A 20,688-nucleotide genomic window follows, 5' to 3' on the forward strand; every position below is an offset into this window, starting at 1 on the left:
TTGGTGATGTGAGGCTGAACGCTCGACTGGTGCGGATTGTGGAAGAGTTGGGGCCAACCCGAATCTCAGTATTCCCGCGGCCACCAGCAGGCGTGCCGAGATGGAAGCGGCCTACCGATTCTTCGACAACGACAACGGTCACGCCGGAGAAACCTGCAGGCCGCACATCGAGGCGACTTACGAAAGAATCTCGCAATGCGATGTGGTGCTGCTGGGTGCAGGACACCACGGAACTGGATCTCACGCGTCCCTGACCAGCAGGTTGCCGGAGCCGGGCCGATGGACTGCGAGACGCGACGAGGCGCTCTTTCGCATCCGCTGGATCGCCTTCGTTCGGACGGCGTTCCGCTGGGAACGGTGTGGCAGAAGACGTAGCTCGCGAGCACCGCCACGCATCTGTCGAAGGCCGAACGGAAAGGAGAAACGCGACAGGACTCGATCGAAGACAAGGAAAGTGTTCGCTGGATTGAAGGTTTGAGAGCCGCCTCGGCGACGTTCGCCGCCGCCTGTCCGAAGACCACCTGCGTGTGCATCAGCGATAGTGAGTCCGACATCTATGAATCCAGCCCAGCGAACCGCGATCCGCGGACGATGCTCCGGAGGTTCACTTCTGATCAGAGCCGCTCAGGAACGCTGCACGGAGAATGGAACACTGCTCGACGACGTTCGCGCAACCGCCTGCCTGAGTCGCAGTCAACTGCACGTGAGTTCTCGCGTGGCGAAGGTTCCCGTCACGACCACAAGCGGAACAACAGTCACGTGCTCGCCACGCCGACGTGGAAATTCGTGCGCCACAACCGTGACGTTGCAGCCACCTCATCGCTTCGACAGAAACCTGCCGGCACTGACGGTCAACGTGGTGCTTGTGGGAAGAACCCAATCCTCCGGAAGGCTGCGAACCCATTCGCTGGCTGCTGGTCACAACGCTGCCGATCGACAGTCCGGAAGACGTGCTTCGCGTTGTCGAATACTATGCCCGCAGATGGCAAATCGAAGTCTATTTCAGAACTCTGAAGACAGGCTGCCGGGTCGAACAGCGACTGTTCGAAAAGCTGCCCCGCACACTCAACTGCGTGGCCGTGTATTCCATCATCGCGTGGCGAGTGATGTACCTGTGCCACCTCGGCCGCGAATGCCCTGACCTGGACTGCGAAATTGTATTTTCCCCCAGCGAAATGGAAGTCCGGTTCTATACCATCGTCCATCGTCGAAAGCTTCCGTCACAGCCTCCGCGCCTGAACGAACTGATCCGCATGATCGCCACCCTCGGCGGCTACGTCGATCGCCCAAAAACCCACCCGGGCACGCAAACCCTCTGGACCGGACTGCAACGCCTCCACTGCTTCTCCCTCGCCTGGGACACCCCCGCCCCCTTTTTTCGACCCATATACTTGTGTGGTACAGTGAGCCGTTGCAACGGGAGGGTGAATTCTCATCTGCCGCTTGCCTTAAGCTGCCACGTTGCCGAAAGCAAACGTCGGCACCTGCAGCGTCGCCCCGTTCGCTGACACGCTGCATTCGCCAATGTTCTGTCGGCCCTGATGCCTTGCCGCCGGGAACGATGATTACTCAACCGCTCAGAATTCGCGGAAGAATTCCCGTCCGGACTTCCGGCCGTATGCAATCAATGTGGGGCAGCCCTGTGAGACGACCAATGTCGTTTGCTCAGGAACCCGCCAGTGGGCCATGCGGACGACGCCGTCCGAGCTGGCGGTGCTGCTGTTTTTGAAACAATGCCGCTGCAGGACGACCAGGAATGACCTCACGTTTCCTTCGGACGTTTTCGAAGTACCGTCGCCGCACGATTCGCCGCTGCTGCCGTCGCCAATCGGCTGAGCAACTCGAAAGCCGCACCGCACGCTGCGGAAAAAAACCCGGGCGCGGTCTGTTGAGGTCGTTTATTGAAGGCACAACAGTACCCAAAGTGGCGTGGACGCCTGCGCAGTCAATGCGGCGATATGTGCTGCGGCATCATGCGTCGACGCCCGCAGTAAGTGTTTGAACCTGCGACGGTGCTGTTCGTTAATTGGGTCCGCTTCATTTGTTTGTTGCTGGGTGGCCGGCCTCACCGTTGGCCGTAAGCGGACCCAGCTGACTGGCATGGATCTATCACTGGAGCTCAGCTGCGGCGATGCAGGTTGATTCGGATATTTCGATCGAGGGCAGATTCAGCGACGCTGCGCGAGCGAACACGTCCAGACAAGCTTTTTGCGAAATTTCTGTCCGAATCTGAGGTGAACGGCAATCTAGGGGTTACACACCTGCCGAGCGCGACCATCGATGCTCCGTAGCTACGGTTATTGAATGGGAACGTCTCTGCGGCTCGCCTGTTTCTATTGGCAACAACACATTCTAAGGGCAATTGAGAGGTGACACTATGGTAGATTCACGACATCGGGGAAGAACGAACAGAGACAGTCAGTATCGTCAATCAGAGCGGCTTCTGTACCCCGGCTCAAAGCACGGCGTTGACCATTATGAGTCGCCCGCCGGTTGGTACATCATGGTCACCGCGACGTCGTATGGAATAAATATGGCCGCAGTGGGTATAGCATATCAAAGACCTGGCTCTGTCAGATTACATCACGCAACACAAGATCAATGAGAAACTTCATGAACTCGGCGAATATGCTAAAGAACAAGGGAAAGACGACAAATATCATGAACGGCTTGAAGAAATGAGGGAGTACTTTCTGGAAACCTACAGTAGGGTACAGGCGAGCCACAGCAGGCTGGAAGTGTCGTGGGATGTGAAACATGGAGGAAATGAGTTTAATCGAATTGGTGGTGCATTGTACATGGGGGTGGAAGTGCGGCTGGTCTGATTCTTCGGGCCGCCAATGAACTTGATGCCGCAAGCGTTCAGTATCGGCAAGTCATTTCAGAAAATGGGGACTTGCCGAGTACGGCAACCTGTTGTCAAATGGATATTTCTATGATGGAACTGCGGGGTGGACGTTTCGCTGTAAAAACTACTTTGTTTACGATGCGGGGACTCCACGTGCAGTCTTGCATGTCATCGACGAGCCGCGCTTCGCAGCCAGGCGTCTTTCAGGATGCTCACAGGAATTCCTAGCGGCACGCAGCTAATGTTTAGTGTGCAACTTCGGAATGCAGGAAATTTCTCGGGCGCGCGCTACGCTGGCGATATGGGGAGCTTGAGGATGGGGGCGCCTGTAAATTCGAGCAAAGATCTGGTGGTGACTGCAAATTGGAGTCGGGTCGAAATTGGTCGTCTAAAATTGTTGCTCCGGGTCGGTGATTCGGTGTGAAATCTATTGGTCCGACGAAAACAGTTCTGACTTGATGGCTGACAACGCTTTTCTTCGAGACGCAGTTTACGTGTGGCCTTGTGGAACCTTTCAGGAGTGTCTGAAGTCGTGACCTGTCGTTGATACGGTCGTGGCAACCGCTTGTCCAGTGTATTCCGTGTCGGTTGAGTGGTCTATTTCAGTGCAGTTGTGTGACGCAACCAGTTTCGGAGTTGAAATGTGTGATTTTCCCGAGTGTGGGCACGATACGAGCGGTACCGCCGTTCGACTATATGAGTGTTAAGTGAATTCAAGTTGATGAATCCGCGAGGTTTCCGTACGCCGTGGCTAGATCTGCTCGCCTCGGTTGAAAGTAGCTCACCCGAAGGGGAGATCGCAAATGGTCTGCTTTCCGTTTTCGTCCGAACGGCCGTGGCTGTCGTGGTGTTCAGTCTTGCTCAGGCTGATGTCAGTGCGCAGACGGTTCCGTTTTTTGTTGCGGGTTCCGGTGACATTCGGGGCTGCCGCTGGTTCCGGAGGCTGGTGAAGGCCGCATGGGCGGCCGGTGTTGCCTCGTCGGTTGGGTTTTACTGAGGGGACGGGACGTTTCGAGCGTCCAGAATCTGGAGTGCCGATACTGCGCTGTTCGAAGGCCGGCCAGCATTTCACGTCGATCGCGGACGGCAGCACACTGGCGTGTCACATGGCCGCACCGACGTGGAGATTCCGCCGAGGAACCCCGCTTTGTGCAACTGTATCCGGTCGACGCCGCCAACGGGGTTTTCTTTGCGGTGTTCCTGGCGGAGTTCACCCGGCTTTGGACGAATGCACTGGTCGGTCTGCCTGACTCCGGGACGGCAGCTTTCTGATGCTGGCAATCTCAGACCCGTTTCGCATCGACCCGACCACGGGATCTCGGCTAATACCTGGATGATCCCGCCAGGCCGATCCGCTACCGCTGGTTCGGCAGCGGCTCCCTGACGCTCGGAAGACGCGGGAAGAGTTGGAAACGGCTTTGCGGACCTTCGTGTGGTGGTGTTTCGCATCGTGCTCGGCAAACCAGAGTTTCCTCCGGGAATTCGAAGTCTGGTCATTCGTCGCGCGGACTTCCGTGCCGTGTTCGGACGTTGATGCCCGGAGGGCAGGCACAGCGGCAGCCGGAGTCGCCGTGCTCTGGTTGCTGGCAATTCCGCATCAGCAGGCCTGAAGGGCCGACACATGACGTCCGCATGATTCTGCATGATGATGTGTCTCTCCACCGGGGCTGGTCTGACGACGTGCTGCCAATCCGGTGGCTCACACCACGGCCGACGCGATGTCGGCCCGCCGGGCCTGAGCCGCATTCGAGCAAACACTCCCATTCCCCGGATGAGCCGGAGCAAGGCGATCGGCAGATGAGAGTTTACCAGTGCTGAGCTGCTGTTTCACTCCTCCCGTTTGAACGGGAGTGGTCGCCGATCGAATGCCGTCCAGGCGTTCGATCGCGGGAGAGCGCGCAGGGAGCCCCGTTGCTCGGAAGTCCTCCTCGTTTCATTGCCTGAACGGCGATCAAACTTTGACCCTCCCGTTGTAACGCGAGGGTGTATTCACATCTTCCGCAGGCCTGACCGCATCCACAGGTCCTTCCGCCGCCCGCTGATCCCCCAACGATACACTGATCGGAAACGCGACTTGCAGAGGGGCTGCCTGTGGGGTCGAACGGCGATTTCAGCGTTCCGCAGAACCAACTCAGTCTGACCGGGCATTGGCAGCGTTGCCTTTCCGAGTCACTGCTCGCCGACCCGGGCACGTTTCTGGCGGCGCATCCGGAAGCGAGTGTTCGTGAGATCCTCGATGTGGTGCTGATAGACCAGCGCGCGAAGTGGCAATCGGAGCCGGGGCCTCGGGTGGAAGAATACCTGCAGCGGTTTCCTCAGCTTGCGGAAGACGATGACACGCTGCTTGATCTGCTGTACGGCGAAGTTCGAGCCCGGCGGAAGCTTGGGTTTACTGTCCGGCCTGACCAATTGGCGGAAAGGTTTCCCCAGGTAGCCGACGACTTGCTGACTCAACTGGAAGTTGCCGGGTGGCTGGATGACCGTTGTGGCCGGGAAGAGATGGCGGACACCATTGCCGGAGTGCGACAGCCGTCGATGCCATCGGCAGCAGACCGAGAATCGCCGGATCTGCCGGACGGTCAGACAGATTTCGGTGAGTACCGTCTGATCGAACGCATCGGCCGTGGTGGTATGGGGGTCATCTATCGAGCTCAGCATCGCGTGCTGGGACAGACCGTTGCCATCAAGATGCTGTCCTTCGATCGCCTGAACAGCAACGAGGAGTTTCAGCGATTTCAAAACGAAATTCAGGCAGTCGCGCTGTTTAATCATTCCAACATTCTGCCGATCTTCGAAGTCGGCGAATGCGACGGCACACCCTTTTTCACCACGCGGTTGCTCGAACGCGGATCGCTGGCCGACAACCATCAGCAGTTTCGACATCAGCCGAAGACCATCGCAACGCTCGCGGCGGCGATGGCCAGAGCCGTTCATCATGCTCATCAGCGAGGGGTTCTGCATCGTGACCTGAAACCGTCAAACATTCTGATCGACGAGAACAATCAGCCGCTGATCGCGGACTTCGGGCTGGCGCAGTTGCTGCAGGGATCCAATGAGTTGACTCGGACGGGAGAATTTGTCGGTACTGCCGCCTGGATGGCACCGGAACGAGCCGTCCCCAAGCCCGGCGCTGCGACGACTGCCGTGGACGTCTACGGCCTTGGAGCGATTCTGTACTTCCTGCTGACCGGGCGTGCTCCGTTCGACGGCGAAGGGCTGCTCGACACACTGACCAGAGTTTGTGACGGCCGACTGGTGCCTCCTCGTCAGGTGGACCCTTCCGTCAATCGCGATCTCGAAATGATCTGTCTGACGGCAATGGATCGCGATCCGTCGCGCCGCTATGCGACGGCGGAACTGCTGGCGGAAGACCTGGAACGATACCTTCGCGGTGAGCCCGTCAATGCGCGACCACTGCCTCAGTACGCTCAGTGGGCACGCCGGATCAAGCGCCACCCGGTCGTGGCAGCCATTGTCGGCACGCTGGCGCTGGCGTCGGTCATGCTGCTCGGAATGGGAACGTACTACACGGTGCAGCAGGCTCGATTGACGGGTTCATTGAAGGACAAGACCAACGAAGCGGAAGTTTCCAGAAAAGCGGCCACAAGGCTTGCTGTCGAAGCCGAAGAAATCCGCGACGAAGCTCTGACCGCTCGCCGCGACCACCGCGAATTGCTGTACGCGGCTCACATTCGGGAGGTCGCCGACGCTCTTGCGGCCGGTGACATGCGCCACGCCGATGATTTTCTGAACCGGCAGCTTCCGGCAGCGGACGACAGCGACCTGCGGGGTCTGGAGTGGTACTGGCTGAGAAAGCAGTGTTCCATCGGCAAGCCACTGCACGAAGTGGCGTTTTCCAACCCTCGCTGTCTGCAGTATTCACCGGATCAGCGCTGGCTGGCGGTTGGCGACAGCGAAGGCGACTGCTTTTTGCTGAACGCAGACACGATGGAAATCGTCAGGTCGTGGACCACGCCGCATGACATGGTCGAATCGGTGTCGTTTTCGCCGTCATCCGAATTGCTGGCGACGGCTGGCGATGACCTGGTGGCAGTCTGGGACGTCAAGACGAATCTACTTCTGCAATCCATGACCATGACTGTGGAGCAATTCTCCTGGAAGGCCAGCTTCATTGATGACCAGCGACTTGTCGCGTGGAGCCGTCGCGACAAAGTGATGATCCTTGACATGTCGGACCCGACAAGCCAGACAGAGTTAGCGACCAATGTCGACGAGGTGAGAGATGTGGCCGTATGGCATCCGCGAAAACTGCTGGCAGTTCTGGGCCGAACTGGTTTGCAGCGATTCAACTCCGAATCGCTGCAAGAGGTGTCCATGCGCAATCGGTAGAAATGCAAACTGCAAATCGCTGGTGCTTTCGAAGATGGCAAACGTGCAGCATTCCGATGGCGGCCGAAGCATATATGTCCACGGACAGCGCGGGGACGGCCCAATCAATGGAATTTTGGATCGACTTTCCTGACGACGTTCGGGAATTCGATGTCTCGCCGGACGGATCGCAGGTGTTGGCCTGCAGCAATATTGGATCGGCCTTCGTTCGTTCCATAAATGCGTCCGCGGATATTTTGATCAGCAAGATGACTTGCCGGCCAAATGGCAGGCTCACCAAGACCGGATCAACGCGGTTGCGTTTTCGCCATCCGGGAAAGAGCTCGTCACACTCAGCCGTGACAACCTCCTGCGTCTGGCGACCAAGTTTCAGCGTCTCATTCGATATCTCAGTCAGACTCCACTTCCTGACATCTCTGGTATCCAGTTGACATCGCTGTTTCCGACGATGGCTCGCAATTGTTCGCCGCCACGCACACCGGAGTTCAACGTTGGAACATGGGCCAATCTTCTGTGGCTGAAACGTTTGCTTCCGACGTATTAGTGACGTGACGATCTCGCTTGCATTGAGGGGGAACTGGCTGGCTCGCGAAGAAAGGTGACGTATCCCGCGTCAACTTTTTGGAACATCACCGGCAGCGATAGAATCGGTCCTGAAGTGGCAGCAGTTTGCAGGGGTGCGGGAGCCCGACGTTTTTCACCGGATGCGAAATTATTGTCAGTCCGTGGACAGTTTGAACGACCGAATTCTCATGACAACACCGTGAACGGGGACACATCCAGGAATTGCCGGTCGAGTCACCTGGGCAGCACGGTTTTGCTTCACAACTGGCCGTGACCTGGACGCGCCCGGTTATTCGACTGTCGAACGTGGCAGACCACCATCAGTTAACGGGACACGTCAACCTCGGTGAAGACTCTTGCCTACTCGCCTGACGGAACTCATATTGCCACCGGAGGCAATGACCGATCTGTCCGGCTCTATGACTCAGCGCACGGGAGCCGAATTGCTGAGACTGTTTGGCCATCGAGACTGGATCGAAGACCTTGCCTTTAGTCCTGACGGTCGATCGCTGGTGAGTGCGTCGCGTGACGGCACGATCAAAGTCTGGCAGGTTTCCACCGGTGAGTTCCTGTGCGACCTGTTCACCTCCCCTGTCAATCGCCCCTTTCGGCTGACATTCTGTCCTCCGGACGCGAAGCTTGCGGTGCGGCTTGAACGGGGACAGATCCTGCTGCTGGACACATCCACGAATCTGCCGTAGGCCTGCAGCAGATGAGCATAGACCCTCCCGTTTCAACGGGAGGGTCGAAGTTTAATCGCCGTTCAGACGATCAAACGAGGGGAGGTCGGCCGCGCAACGGAAGTTTCCCGTACGTCACCCTCCCCGCGATCAAACGCCTGAACGGCATTCGATCGGCGACCCTCCCGTTGACACGGGAGCGTGAAGCGATTGCCGCTCTGCGCTTGCAAATTCTCGTCTGACGATCGGCGACGGCCGCGGGAATTCTGGTCACGGCGATTCGCCACCTCGTTCCAGGGCTGGAGCCCTGGAACGAGTGTGCCGCAATCACAGCGCTGACTCTCGGAAGTCGCCGAGCACAATTCACGGTGTCTCCTGCTTCTGGCTTGCTGTAAGATCATGACCGGCGAACAGGAACGGGCAGACATAAGGGTGGCGTGAGATGGCTGGACGGGTAGCTTCGAAACAGGCAGGCGCCACGCGCGGAAAATCGCTCGAACACGATCGTCGACGTTTTCTGCAGGTTGGCTACTCCGGTCTGCTGGGACTGAGTGCCGGGCTCACGTCGGGCGCGAATACACCGGGACGCTCAGCGGTGGCTGCCGAAGGCAATGAGGCTTCATCGATCGAGCCGCGTGCAAAGTCGCTGATCATTGTTTTTCTGACCGGTGCTGTCAGCCATCACGACACGTTCGACATGAAGCCGAACGCGCCGGCGGAGATTCGGGGAGAATTCAAGCCAATCTCAACGACGGTGCCTGGTCTGCAGATCTGTGAACATCTGCCGAATATGGCAGCGCTGGCTCATAAATATGCTCTGGTGCGCACGCTGTCGCATGGTGACAACAACCATCTGATGTCGACGCACCATGTTCTGACCGGTCATCTGCAGCCTGGCGGATTCTTCGACAAGGTGGCGTCTCGCGACGACTGGCCGTGCTATGCGGCCGGCTGCGAATTCCTGCGCCCGCGCAGCGACGGGATTCCCAGCGGCGTTAATCTCCCCACGTATCTGATGTCGTCGCCGCTGACATGGCCGGGCCAGCACGCGGGATTTCTGGGGCCTCGATACGATCCGTGGCAGATTGTCGGCAATCCTCAGGACGCCGGATTCAAAGTCGACACGCTGACGTTGTCGGCTGGCCTCGACGATCGAAGACTACAGCAGCGACGGAATCTGCTGGCAGCGGTCGACGGGCAGCAGCTCCGTGTCTCAACGCAGCCTTCCGCCGTCAGCATGAGCGACGATCAGGAACTCGCCTTCACGATGCTGTCTTCCAGCAAACTGTCGACGGCGTTCGAACTGAATCGCGAACCGGACAGCGTTCGAGACCTCTACGGACGAAACAGCTACGGTCAGTCGCTGCTGCTGGCTCGACGACTCGTGCAGGCGGGAGTTCCCATCGTTCAGGCAAACATGGGACCGGTGCAGAACTGGGACAATCACGCCGCCATCTTCTCCACGCTGCGTGACCGTCTGCTGCCGCCGATCGATCAGGGAGTTTCCGCGCTGCTGAATGATCTGGATTCACTCGGGTTGCTGCACGACACGATGGTGATGATGCTGGGTGAATTCGGACGCACTCCGAAGATCAACAAGGACGCCGGGCGAGACCACTGGGGTCCGTGTTTCTTCGGCCTGTTTGCGGGAGCCGGCGTTCAGGGCGGACACGTGATCGGGGAATCGGATGAGACCGGTTCGTATCCGGCCACGACGCTCTATTCCCCGGATGACGTCGGAGCCACCGTCTACAGTGCTCTGGGAATCGAACCGCAGTCCGTTGTCCGTGACCGACTGAACCGCCCGGTCCACCTGAACCAGGGAAGCGTCATCGAGTCGCTGTATAACGGAAAATCGACGTAGTGCCGGCAGTCAGGATTCGCGCCGTGCCTGGAGTTGCTCGCGCACCCACTTCAAAACGTCGTCAGGTAAAGGCGGTTCCGGAACCGGCTGGCTGTAGTCGATTTCACGGTGATAGGGTCCGGCGGCGTACGTTCGAAGAAACACATCCTGCAGGCTGATCGAGACATCGTCATCGCCCGGCAGCAGCGGAATGTTGACTGTCGGCAGCGGTCCGCGGAGTGGTATCGGGTAGATCAGATAGTCTTCGAACTGATCGAATCGATGGGCACACACGTGGTACTCCGTGGGAGCGACGAAACGCTGCTTGCGTTTTTCCGGGACGGCTGTCGTGTGATGCCCGCCGCGCAGCAGATCGATTTCGACGATATGGCTCCTGGAATCCAGCAGCTCGGCCTGCTTCCTGAGGTAGAGATCACGTCCTTTTTCGCCGGGCGTCTTGTTGGAAGGGCTGAGCAACTCAATAGCCGTCACCAGCCGCTTTTCCTGTCCGCGTCCGATGTAGATCTCGACGAGTGTTTCGACGCGTTCATCGTGAGGAACCTTGACGATTACCGGCCGAGTCACTTCCAGAGTCGCGGCCTGGCTGCCACCGGGACGACGAGGCTCCCTTGCGTCAGACAGCACCTGTACATCCGGACCGATAAACCGTTCCGTCACTTCAACCCAGGCACGTCGGCCCAAAGCGGCGTAGTAGGGCACCGGCAGCGTCGGCTGAATCGCTTCTCTCAGATAGGCAATGAAGGCATCATGGAAATCCGGGAAAACGTCCGGAGCTTCCAGAAATGGATCCATACCGGGAAATGGCGAAGGCATTGTTCGAATCTCCTGATGCGGCCGCCAGAGGCAATGAATGACACGGGATTCTGCCAGCCACGATAATCGCCTTCCGCGGAACCCGCAGCGCAACGTGTTCCGGCTGCAAGGTGTCCCTGGCGTGCGATACCACGATAACGCCGCGAATCATTGATTCCAACGGGTCTTCGCATCGCAGACGTGAGGCTGCACTGAGTGCCAATCGCGGTCACCGACCGCTCAGCCCTTCGCCGTCGTCAGTACTTTCGCCGACTGGATCTTCGCCTCGGTCTTCGGCCGGTCGCTGCCATCGACGGGAAGTGATCCGATCTTTTTCACCACGGCCAGACTGTCGTCGTCGGCCGTGCGACCGAACGCGGTGTACTGGTTGTCCAGATGCGTGTGAGTTCCCAGGCAGATGAAGAACTGAGAACCGGCGGAATTCGGATCGCTGGACCGCGCCATCGACAGAACGCCTGCGACATGCGGCGTGGAGTTGAATTCCTGTTTGATCTGATAGCCGGGGCCTCCCATCCCGCTGCCGTTCGGACAACCGCCCTGGATCATGAATCCATTGATCACGCGATGGAAAATCAGGCCGTCGTAGAATCCGATGCTGGTCAGCCCGATCATATTGCCGCAGTGTCCCGGCGCCACGTCCGGCAGCAGATCCAGCAGAATTCTGCCGTGGCTGGTGTTCAGTTCGATCTGATAATCATTAGCGTCGAAGTCGATGGCCTTGATGACTTCTGTCACCTCGGGCTGAAAGTTTTTGGTCATGGTTTCGCTGCGGGGGGCTGCGGGTGAAATGGTCGGGTTTCAGGAACCCTACGGAATCGCAAGGCGAATCGCCAGCGTCTGACCGGCGCGCGGCCGCCGAGCGCTGCGTTTCGGGTACCAGCCTGTTGTTTCGGGCTGAGTCTGCGATACGATGGCCGCCGGTATTTCGCACCAGAACGGGCCGCCCCAAGTGACTTCTGAAACTCGCTTTCGTGAGCTGATAGAACGAATCCGCGGCGGCGATCCTGCCTCGTTCGAAGAACTGGTGGCCGACTTCGGCGACGCTCTGCGGCGGGAGGTTCGGTTTACTCTGCTGGACGCCCAATTGCGGCAGATTGTATCGGACAGTGACATCTGCCAATCCGTGGTCGTCCGTCTGCTGCTGGGGCTGAAGGAAGGCGATTTCGAGCTGCATTCGCCGGACGACGTGCTGCGTCTGCTGAAGGGGATCGCGCGCAACCGCGTTTCCGAACTGGTCAGATACTGGCACACACGAAAGCGAGACCTGAATCGCAACGTCAGTATCGACGGCAACATGCCCGCATCGCTCGCCGCAACGGTTTCAGAACCCGTCGAAACCCTGGTTTTCAACGAACTTGTCGAACTGGTCAATCATCGACTGACAAAACGCGACCGGCAGATCCTGATGTGGCGCGACCAGGGACTCAGTTGGGCCGACATCGCGGCGGAACTGGGTGAATCCGGCCCCGACGCCGTCCGCAAGCGCCACCAGCGGGCACTGGACGAGATTCAGGAAGAACTCACCGACGATTCCGGTCGCAGCCCGGCATCGACATAACCGCCGACCGCGTCGTACCGGGTGCCGGTCCCTTCTCTTTTCCGGAATCGCCGAACTTTTTGTCCGGTTTGACCCGCATTGGCAATCAGGCACCGGCAGTCTGCGCTGGCTGTTGCGATCCGCCGTGCATTCACGACTGGTTGCGAAGCGCGGCTGGCGGGCCAGCGGACGGGCGACCGTCTGAGCCGCCCTGGCTGCCTTTCAGTCACCTTCCATCGTCAGGGGCCAGTCGAAATGCGGAAGTCGTTGCGTCGAATGCTGTCCAGGGAAGTGCGCCGCCGCGGAAAAGTTCGGGCGGCAGCAATCGAGTCACTCGAAAGTCGAAAACTGCTGACGGTCGGCCTGCCGTCGCTGGTCAGCGTCAATTCCGCAGGAGCGGCCGCAGGGAACGGAAGCCCCGACGACCAGCAGAGCCTGTCCGCGGACGGCCGCTACCTGGTCTTCAGTGACACCTCGTCCAATCTGGTGGCTGGCGATACGAATGGCACTTTTGACGTCTTTCTGCGGGATCTGCAGACGGGAACGACAACGCTCGTCAGTCGCACGGCGGCTGGAACGGCCGGCAACGGCTTGTCGTACCACGGCGTCATCAGTGCGGACGGCCGGTACGTGGCGTTTTACAGCGACGCGACAGACCTGAACGTCACCGCCGGAGCGGTGAATTCGACTCTCCCGACACAGATTTACCGCTGGGACCGCCTGACGGGCGAAACGCTGCTGGTCAGCATCAACGCGACGGGAACCGACGGTGCTTCCAATGCCACCGGTCTATGGCCGTTTGGAATTCCGACAACCCGTCGATCAGTGCTGACGGCAGCCGAATTGCGTTCGAATCCTACGCCGACGATCTGGTCACCGGCCTGACGGATGCCAACGTCTACTTCGTGCAGGATGTCTACGTTCGAGACGTCGCTGCCGGAACCACGAAACTGGCGAGCCGCAACCGACTCAGTGCCACAACGACGGGCAACGAAGCTTCTCGTTCGCCGCGAATCAGCCGCGATGGGTCGACTGTAGTCTTCCTGAGTTCCGCGTCGAATCTTGAGACCGGTGTCACGGATACTAATTCGGCAGAAGACCTGTTCGCCTTTGATTATTCCGCGGGCACCAACAAGACGGTTTCACGCCGGTCAGCGACTGCCACGACGGGTGATGCGGGAGTGGATCTCTTCGACGTGTCCGACAACGGCCAGACGGTTGCGTTTTCCAGCAATGCCACAAATCTGATCGCGGGTGACTTGAACGGAGCGTCCGACGTCTTTGTGCACGACCTGTCGAGTACAGCGTTGGAACTGGTGAGCGTCGATTCGAATGAAGTGAAAGCGAACTCGTCTTCGCAGCGTCCCAGTATCAGTGGCGACGGACGATTTGTTGCGTTCGTAAGTCAGGCGTCCAACCTTTCGCCGCTTTCGACGGACTTTTCCCCGCAGATCTACGCTCGCGACCGGGCTGCCGGGACTACGACGCTGGTTTCAGTCAATCGCCTCGGTACGGCTGGCGGCAATGACACAAGCGACCTGCCTCAAATCAGTCGCGACGGTTCCGTCGTCGCTTTTGAAAGTTACGCCACGAATCTGCAGACAGGTGTCAGCGACAGCAACAGCGATCGCGACGTCTTTGTCCGCAACTGGCGAGCCGCGAGTCCCGTGACGGAAACGGCCAGTCGTCGCAGTACCGGAACCTCGACCGGAAACCGCCTGTCGTATTCACCGAGTATCAGCGAAGACGGAACAACGATTTCCTTCGTGAGCAACGGCAACAACCTGGTGGCCGGAATCTCAGATCCGATCGTCACGCCGGACATCTTTGCCGTGCGTTCCATTGGATTGTCCGTCAACAGTGTGACCGCAGACGAAGGCGACAGCGGGAGCACGAACTTCCAGTTCACCGTGACGCTGCTGTCGCCGAGCACTCAGACAGTCACCGTTGACTATGAGACGCTCGACGGCAGCGCCACTACGGCCGACAACGACTACACGGCCGCCAGCGGAACGCTGACATTCAATCCCGGCGAAACGACGAAGGTCATCACGGTGTCAGTCGTCGGCGACGTCACGATCGAACCGAACGAAGTCTTCTCGCTGCGGCTGTTCAATGCCGTCAACGCTGACATCGTGGTGGGGAACGCGACCGGAACGATTCGTGACGACGACAACCTGGCCGTTGCCAGTGTCACGATCAACAGCGGAGCGGCACAGCGGTCGAATCTGGAAACGATCGACGTACGCTTCACCGGAGCAACGAACATCCCGGACCTGATCACGGCCGGAACGATCGATCAGGCGGTCACGCTGGTTACGTCGACCGGCGCGTCCGTCAGTCTCACGGGGGCGCGGTTCGCGTACACGGCAGCCGCTCGCACACTAACGGTTGATCTGACACTGGACGGGTTGGGCGGCAGTGCCCGCACCATGCTGGCCGACGGCCGATACGAACTGCGGCTGGACACCACTTTGATCCACTTCGCCGGCAACCCGGCGCGACTGCTGCAGGACGACGCCACACCGGACGGCTTCGTGAACCTGAGCTTCCATCGGTTCGATTCAGACTTCAACGGCGACGGGGCCGTGACGTACGCCGACCGGGATCTGCTGTTCAGTCACTACGGCAGCAGACTCGGTCAGTTGAACTATGACCTGGCCTTCGACCTTGACGGCGACGGCATCATCAATAGCCGCGACTACCTGTGGCTTCGTCGGCGGATCGGACTGTCGCTGTAACAACCACTCCAACATCCCGCCGCGACCAGCGCACACGACGCCGATGGACGCCGGGCGGACACAATTTCCGGAAAGCCCAGAATCATGATTCGAAAGACCATATTCGTCACCGCTCTGGCCGTTGCCGTACTGGGACTGCCGCCTGCCGACGCTGCCGTGATTTCGATTTCACTCAGCAACCCGACGCTTTCGCCGACAGCTCGGTATTCGATGTCTCAGCGAGTTTCACCGGAGATACCGTCGCAGACTTCGTCGATTCCATACAGCTCAGCGTCGTCAACAGTTCTGCGTCGCTGACGGCTGCGGGAACGGATTTCTCACGATTCAGCTTCAATACGACGCTGGCGGATTGGGGTGAATTCAACGGCGGCGTGTTTGACCCTTCCGGATTTGTCTGGATGGTCACACCCCCGCCTCCGCCGGCCGTTGGTGGTTTTTCGCCGATCCGGTGACGGGGACAACGTCACGCTGGGAACGCTGTCTGTGAACACAGTCGGCCTGGCGCCGGGGACCTACGACGTCACATTTGACGACTTCGCGAGTGCTTTCCCAACAGAAGCCTTCGGTGAAGTGAACGGCGTTTACGACAACGTTCCTCTGATGCTGAACCCACTGTCGCAGTCGTTCACGATTTCCGCCGTCCCGGAACCGTCGACGTGGGGATTGCTGCTGTGTTCGACGGCGGCGTTTGGCGTCTGTCGCTGGCGGCGGCGGGCCACGGTGGCGGCGAAGACAACAAGGTGCGATTAGACGACACAGCACGCGCGCGAATCGGTGGAATCTCGAACGCCCCGATCTCACAGCGAGGTGACCGCGGGTGACATGGACATATCACCTCGCCGCTGGCCAGGCCGAAACGACCGGCTGTGATCTGTTCGGCATGGCGCGCACGGAAATCGTGGCCCGCACTCATGCTCGTGCAGGAATGGACCTTCGAGGCAGCGATTTTTGTTCGGCAGGAGATGAGGATGCCGCGTTGATCCTTTTTACGAGGCGCACGTTCGTGGATTTAGCGTTCGATCTCACGTCTGCTGTTGACCCGTTTCAGTTGCGTCGTGAATGGCAGTTGACGCTGGGTCGGGAGCCGCTGGCGGAACCTGAACAGCTTCTGGATCGGTGTCCGAAACTGTTGCCGAAGCAGGTTGTCGACGGCACCTTTTCGCCCGCAAAAAAGGGGGTCTTGAGGTCGGCAAGACCAAGAAGGGAAAGGGAACCAAGCTGATGTTGATGACCGACGGTCAGGGGGTCCCGATGTCTGCAATGACGACATCGGCACAGGATGCGGAAGTGAATACTATCGAGACTCTTGTTGACGTGCGAATGCTGAAGAAGTGCCCCAGGCGTCTCCTCTACGATAAGGCGGCCGATGCCGACTGGCTCCGTGATACACTTCAGAAGCGGGGAATCGAACAGATCACACCGCATCGAAGCGGGCGAAAGAGAGATAGTCGGCAGGATGGGCGTGCACTGCGACGTTATCGTCATCGATGGAAAATCGAACGTACCATCAGTTGGTTGCAGTACCAACGGCGACTCCTCGTTCGCCACGAAAGACACGCTCACCTGTTCGAAGGATTTGCTCACCTCGCCTGCATGATTCTATGCTTGAGGTGGTTTTGAAATGACCTCTACGCTCCTTCCGGTGAAACACTCGCCACGGCCGGTCATGATTCCATGATCAGAGTCTGGTCTGCCGAGACGGGCACACTGCGGATGACTGTGGAAATTGGTGCCGGAGAATACTCCTGCCGCGCCGCTTTCCTGGATGATCATCACCTGGTGGTCAGTGGTCGCCGTCGGACGCCGGCCGTCATCCAACTGACTGAGCCTCCAGCCATACGACCTCTGACCAGTGTGGCCGAGTCTGACCTGATCGACATCGCCGTGCATCCACCGTCGCGCCGCTGTGCGTTTGTCGGTTGGAAAGCCGTCCATGTCGGGCGAATTGCTGCAGATGCGAACTCAGAACTGCAGTTGGAGCTGCAGTTTGTGTGGCCGCGGAAGGGTGGCCCTTCGGCTGCCTGGTCGATCGACGGTCGGCTTCTGGCGTTGTCCGATGAGGGTGGCGTCATCGATGTGCTCAGCGTTGAAGATTCCGGCGGCCCTCAGTCCGTCGCGTCGTATCAATTGCTCGATGAAGTCCGCAGTATGGCGTTTTCCGTCGAGGGCCGTCTGTACGCCGGTTGCGGTACGGGGGCTGTGTTTGTGTCGAATCCGGGTGCCCGTGAATCGGCGGCCATCGTGCCGGCGAAGGGCATCATGGGCTGGCAGGGTCACGTCGACCGCATCAACGCGGTCGCTGTTTCACCCATCGACGGCAGCGTTCTGACGGGCAGCCGCGACGATCTGGTACGCGCCTGGCAGCCGGCTCCGGATTCCGGTGTGCGTGTGCTGTCCGAAGGACTCGCGCCAAGGGTCTCTGCACCGGGGATCGCCATGTTGCCGGGAAGGGACCGGGTCCTTGCCGTTGGGACCGGGGAACTGACGGAATGGGATCTGATATCCGGTGACGTGATGGGCCGGACTGAACCCAACGGCCGGGTCCGCGATCGGATCGCCGTTTCGCCGGACGGTCGCTTCGTGGCCACCTCCAAAATGCTGGAGGAGCCATTTGTTGAGATCTGGTCGAGAAGCGAATCCGCCGGACCAGGCCGGCCGACGCACGCGACCGGCACGGGCTCTTCCGGTGCGGACGCCCGCGAGTCGCAGGTTGCTTCAAATGCCGTCCGGTTTACTCCGATGCAGCGGCTGAACATTCAGCGGTGTAGCGGCATGGCGTTTTCCCCTGACAGCCGACTGGTGGCTGTTGTTGATTTTCAGCACGACACCGTGCTGCTGGTGGCGCCGGAGACCGGGGCCGTCGTTCGTCAACTGCCCGCCGAACAGCCTCACTGCGCCGTTTTTTCGCCGGACAATCATCGGCTCATAGTGACTTCGCTGGACGGCGCGGACGTTTGGGACTGCGCCACCTGGCAGAAGCTGTGCCGGCTCAGTGGTCATTCCTCCACGACGGTGATTGCTGCGGTTTCGCCGGACAGTCGTGTTGTTGCGACGGGTTCTCACGACAGGTCTGTCCGCCTGTGGGACACTGAAACAGGCACCGAATTGCAGCGACTGCTGGGTCACAGCGACTGGATTGAGGATCTGGTATTCAGTCCGGACGGTCGGTCGCTGGTGAGCGCATCGCAAGACGGCTTCGTCAAAGTCTGGCACGTCGAAACGGGAGAGTTTCTGTGCGACCTTGAACGCCGCGAAACGAACCGTGTGTTTCGGCTGGCGTTCTGTACGCCGAGCGGGAAGCTTGCCATGCGGCTCGAACGCGGCCAGTTGATCCTGCTCAACACCGGAGCACGCGACTGACCAGCCTGAAGTGGGCGAGTTGGTCGGGGTTCTTCGGAGCTGGGAATCGCTACTTCCCGAAGCCGCCGCCGCCGGGTGTTTCGATCCGCAGGACATCACCGGCGGCGACGGTGACCGCAAAGCTTCCGCCGAGGTTCTGAAACTGCGTCGTTCCGCAACGCTGAAGGCTATTGGCCCCGGCAGCGCCCGCCGCGCCTCCGTGCAGCCCATACGGTTGGTTGGTGTCCCGTCGCTGCGACAGCATTGACACGTGCAGAGACTTCAGGAACTCGATCTCGCGGACAATTCCATTTCCGCCACGATGCTGCCCTGCTCCGCCGGAGTTCTGCCGTATGCCGAATTGTCGCAGCCGCACCGGATATCGGTGTTCCAGAATCTCCGGGTCAGTCAACCGCGTATTCGTCATATGAGTATGCACCGCGTCGGCTCCGTCGGCGGTTCCGGTCGCGCCGGCACCGCCGCAGATGGTTTCGTAGTACCCGAACGACTCGCTACCGAACGTCAGGTTGTTCATCGTGCCCTGGCTGGCAGCAGCCAGGTCGAGTGCGCCCAGCAGCACGTCAACAATTCGCTGCGAAGTTTCGACATTGCCGCCAACCATCGCGGGCGAACTATCGGGACACGGGCCGGCGGCTGGATTCAGCAAGCCTGCCGGAATAATCATTGTCAGCGGTTCCAGCACTCCGGCGTTCAGCGGCACGTCTTCGTTCAGAAAACAGCGAAACGAATACAGCACCGCCGCTGTTGTGATCGCGCGGTTGGCATTCAGGTTGCCGGGATGAACTTCTGCCGTGCCGGAAAAATCCACCGTCGCTTCATCGCCGCGTACGGTGATCGTGACGGCGATTCGAGTGCCATCGTCCAGCGAATCGGCGAACGTGTACGCTCGGTCGTCAAGCCGGTTGAGTTGCCAGCCGCATCTTCCTGGTCGCCGCGTGCTGAATATGGCATGTAGCTTTGGACGGCGTCGACCTCGTGTCGCTCGCAAAGCTGTTGCAGCAGCCGCACTCCACAGGCGTTGGCCGCCACCTGGAGCCGCCGTGTCCGCCAGATTGTCGCTGACCGCACGGCTGGGAAACGGACCGGACGCAAGCAGCTCACGGATATCCCTTCTTCCCGCGACTGTCCGGCGTCGACCAGTTTCCGGCTGCGAATCAGGACACCTTCTTCGGAGAGATTCTTCGAAAACGGCGGCATGCTTCCGGGGACAATTCCGCCGATTTCCGCGTGGTGAGCACGATTCGCCACGAAGAAATCCGGCCCCGGTCTTTCGACGCTCAACTTGGCAAGCTGCTCCGCGAACACCGGCGTCACCACCGTCACATCGGGCAGATGAGAACCACCTCGATACGGGATCATTGGTGACAAACACATCGCCGGGCTTCATCTCGGGATGGTCGGCCATGATCGCGCAAACCGTCTCGCCCATTGCTCCCAGATGCACGGGCACGTGAGGAGCATTCACGACCAGTTGCCCCCGCGGCATCGAACATGTGCACAACCAGTCCAGCCGTTCACGAACATTCGTCGAGACGGAAGTTCGCCGCAGCATCTCGCCCATCTGCTCCGCGATCGAAGCGAACTGGTTGTTGAAAAACTTCCAGCAGAATCGGATCGCTCACCGTACGATGGCCCTCCGAAGCCGTCGCTTCATCGCGACCGCTGCTTTTCGACGGCCTCGGAGGGCCATCGTACGGACTTTCGTCCATCCGCTCGCCGGCAACCATGACCAGTATTACGCCGGTCGAAGTGATTTCCGCCGAACATCCCGGCTCCACAACAATCGCGGATGTCGCTTCGCAGATGATGGCCGGGCCGGTGAGCACGTCGCCGGGCTGCAGTTCGTCGCGAGTCACGATGGCCGCGTCGACAGTGCGTCCGTCAAAATGCGCGGGCGCGACGGAGCGCACTACATTCCATCGCCCTTCGTC

16 protein-coding genes and 1 pseudogene are annotated in these 20,688 nt (G+C 59.5%); 11 read left to right on the forward strand and 6 right to left on the reverse strand.

Annotated features, from left to right (window positions below):
- Positions 1-863 precede the first annotated feature (863 nt).
- From R3C19_06610 to R3C19_06625, 4 genes are all read left to right on the forward strand, one after another.
- On the forward strand, positions 864-1,508 hold the full coding sequence (locus tag R3C19_06610; protein MEZ6060015.1) for an IS4 family transposase: 645 nt from the start codon (positions 864-866) through the stop codon (positions 1,506-1,508).
- A gap of 3,431 nt (positions 1,509-4,939) precedes the next feature.
- Complete coding sequence (locus R3C19_06615; GenBank protein MEZ6060016.1) at positions 4,940-7,198, forward strand: serine/threonine-protein kinase; 2,259 nt, start codon at positions 4,940-4,942, stop codon at positions 7,196-7,198.
- Positions 7,199-8,118: 920 nt separating this feature from the next.
- On the forward strand, positions 8,119-8,463 hold the full coding sequence (locus tag R3C19_06620; GenBank protein MEZ6060017.1) for a hypothetical protein: 345 nt from the start codon (positions 8,119-8,121) through the stop codon (positions 8,461-8,463).
- A gap of 421 nt (positions 8,464-8,884) precedes the next feature.
- Complete coding sequence (locus tag R3C19_06625; GenBank protein ID MEZ6060018.1) at positions 8,885-10,306, forward strand: DUF1501 domain-containing protein; 1,422 nt, start codon at positions 8,885-8,887, stop codon at positions 10,304-10,306.
- A gap of 9 nt (positions 10,307-10,315) precedes the next feature.
- Here the strand turns inward: R3C19_06625 and R3C19_06630 are convergent, their stop codons facing one another.
- Together R3C19_06630 and R3C19_06635 are read right to left on the reverse strand one after the other, a co-directional pair.
- A complete protein-coding gene (locus R3C19_06630; protein MEZ6060019.1) occupies positions 10,316-11,119 on the reverse strand; it encodes a DUF4058 family protein in 804 nt (267 codons plus the stop codon).
- A gap of 219 nt (positions 11,120-11,338) precedes the next feature.
- Entirely contained in the window at positions 11,339-11,878 is a 540-nt protein-coding gene (locus R3C19_06635) for a peptidylprolyl isomerase (GenBank protein MEZ6060020.1), read from the reverse strand.
- Between the two features lie 190 nt (positions 11,879-12,068).
- Between R3C19_06635 and R3C19_06640 the strand changes: the two genes are divergently transcribed.
- From R3C19_06640 to R3C19_06670, 7 genes are all read left to right on the forward strand, one after another.
- Complete coding sequence (locus R3C19_06640; GenBank protein MEZ6060021.1) at positions 12,069-12,677, forward strand: sigma-70 family RNA polymerase sigma factor; 609 nt, start codon at positions 12,069-12,071, stop codon at positions 12,675-12,677.
- Positions 12,678-12,932: 255 nt separating this feature from the next.
- Entirely contained in the window at positions 12,933-13,541 is a 609-nt protein-coding gene (locus tag R3C19_06645) for a hypothetical protein (GenBank protein ID MEZ6060022.1), read from the forward strand.
- Positions 13,448-15,397: a Calx-beta domain-containing protein gene (locus R3C19_06650; protein ID MEZ6060023.1), complete on the forward strand. Its 1,950-nt coding sequence runs from the start codon at positions 13,448-13,450 to the stop codon at positions 15,395-15,397. The genes R3C19_06645 and R3C19_06650 overlap by 94 nt, the downstream gene beginning before the upstream one ends.
- Before the next feature lie 84 nt (positions 15,398-15,481).
- Positions 15,482-15,694 (forward strand): hypothetical protein, encoded by a 213-nt coding sequence (locus R3C19_06655; protein MEZ6060024.1) that lies wholly within the window; start codon positions 15,482-15,484, stop codon positions 15,692-15,694.
- 186 nt (positions 15,695-15,880) lie between these two features.
- A complete protein-coding gene (locus R3C19_06660; protein MEZ6060025.1) occupies positions 15,881-16,147 on the forward strand; it encodes a PEP-CTERM sorting domain-containing protein in 267 nt (88 codons plus the stop codon).
- A gap of 366 nt (positions 16,148-16,513) precedes the next feature.
- The gene (locus tag R3C19_06665; GenBank protein MEZ6060026.1) at positions 16,514-17,017 is read left to right on the forward strand and encodes an IS5 family transposase; all 504 of its coding nucleotides are present in this window, start codon (positions 16,514-16,516) and stop codon (positions 17,015-17,017) included.
- 93 nt (positions 17,018-17,110) lie between these two features.
- Positions 17,111-18,757 (forward strand): hypothetical protein, encoded by a 1,647-nt coding sequence (locus tag R3C19_06670; protein ID MEZ6060027.1) that lies wholly within the window; start codon positions 17,111-17,113, stop codon positions 18,755-18,757.
- 49 nt (positions 18,758-18,806) lie between these two features.
- Here the strand turns inward: R3C19_06670 and R3C19_06675 are convergent, their stop codons facing one another.
- The 4 genes and pseudogenes from R3C19_06675 to R3C19_06690 all read right to left on the reverse strand — a co-directional run bounded on the left by R3C19_06675 (position 18,807) and on the right by R3C19_06690 (position 20,667).
- Positions 18,807-19,622, reverse strand: a complete 816-nt coding sequence (locus R3C19_06675) for a hydantoinase B/oxoprolinase family protein (GenBank protein ID MEZ6060028.1) — start codon at positions 19,620-19,622, stop codon at positions 18,807-18,809.
- Complete coding sequence (locus tag R3C19_06680) at positions 19,523-20,116, reverse strand: hydantoinase B/oxoprolinase family protein (protein ID MEZ6060029.1); 594 nt, start codon at positions 20,114-20,116, stop codon at positions 19,523-19,525. Before R3C19_06680 ends, R3C19_06675 begins: the two co-directional genes overlap by 100 nt.
- A gap of 49 nt (positions 20,117-20,165) precedes the next feature.
- A pseudogene (locus R3C19_06685) lies at positions 20,166-20,318 on the reverse strand (hydantoinase B/oxoprolinase family protein).
- Entirely contained in the window at positions 20,272-20,667 is a 396-nt protein-coding gene (locus R3C19_06690) for a hypothetical protein (GenBank protein ID MEZ6060030.1), read from the reverse strand. The pseudogene R3C19_06685 and the gene R3C19_06690 overlap by 47 nt, the downstream one beginning before the upstream one ends.
- Positions 20,668-20,688: the final 21 nt, after the last annotated feature.

The sequence above is a fragment of the Planctomycetaceae bacterium genome, assembly GCA_041398785.1.
Lineage (GTDB): Bacteria > Planctomycetota > Planctomycetia > Planctomycetales > Planctomycetaceae > JAWKUA01.

Excerpts from the sequence above, each read along its gene's own strand:
- R3C19_06630 (MEZ6060019.1), bottom strand. The coding sequence starts at position 11,119 with ATGCCTTCGCCATTTCCCGGTATGGATCCATTTCTGGAAGCTCCGGAC.
- R3C19_06670 (MEZ6060027.1), top strand. The coding sequence starts at position 17,111 with ATGACTGTGGAAATTGGTGCCGGAGAATACTCCTGCCGCGCCGCTTTC.
- R3C19_06655 (MEZ6060024.1), top strand. The coding sequence starts at position 15,482 with ATGATTCGAAAGACCATATTCGTCACCGCTCTGGCCGTTGCCGTACTG.
- R3C19_06680 (MEZ6060029.1), bottom strand. The coding sequence starts at position 20,116 with ATGATCCCGTATCGAGGTGGTTCTCATCTGCCCGATGTGACGGTGGTG.
- R3C19_06625 (MEZ6060018.1), top strand. The coding sequence starts at position 8,885 with ATGGCTGGACGGGTAGCTTCGAAACAGGCAGGCGCCACGCGCGGAAAA.
- R3C19_06635 (MEZ6060020.1), bottom strand. The coding sequence starts at position 11,878 with ATGACCAAAAACTTTCAGCCCGAGGTGACAGAAGTCATCAAGGCCATC.
- R3C19_06645 (MEZ6060022.1), top strand. The coding sequence starts at position 12,933 with ATGCTGTCCAGGGAAGTGCGCCGCCGCGGAAAAGTTCGGGCGGCAGCA.
- R3C19_06650 (MEZ6060023.1), top strand. The coding sequence starts at position 13,448 with ATGGCCGTTTGGAATTCCGACAACCCGTCGATCAGTGCTGACGGCAGC.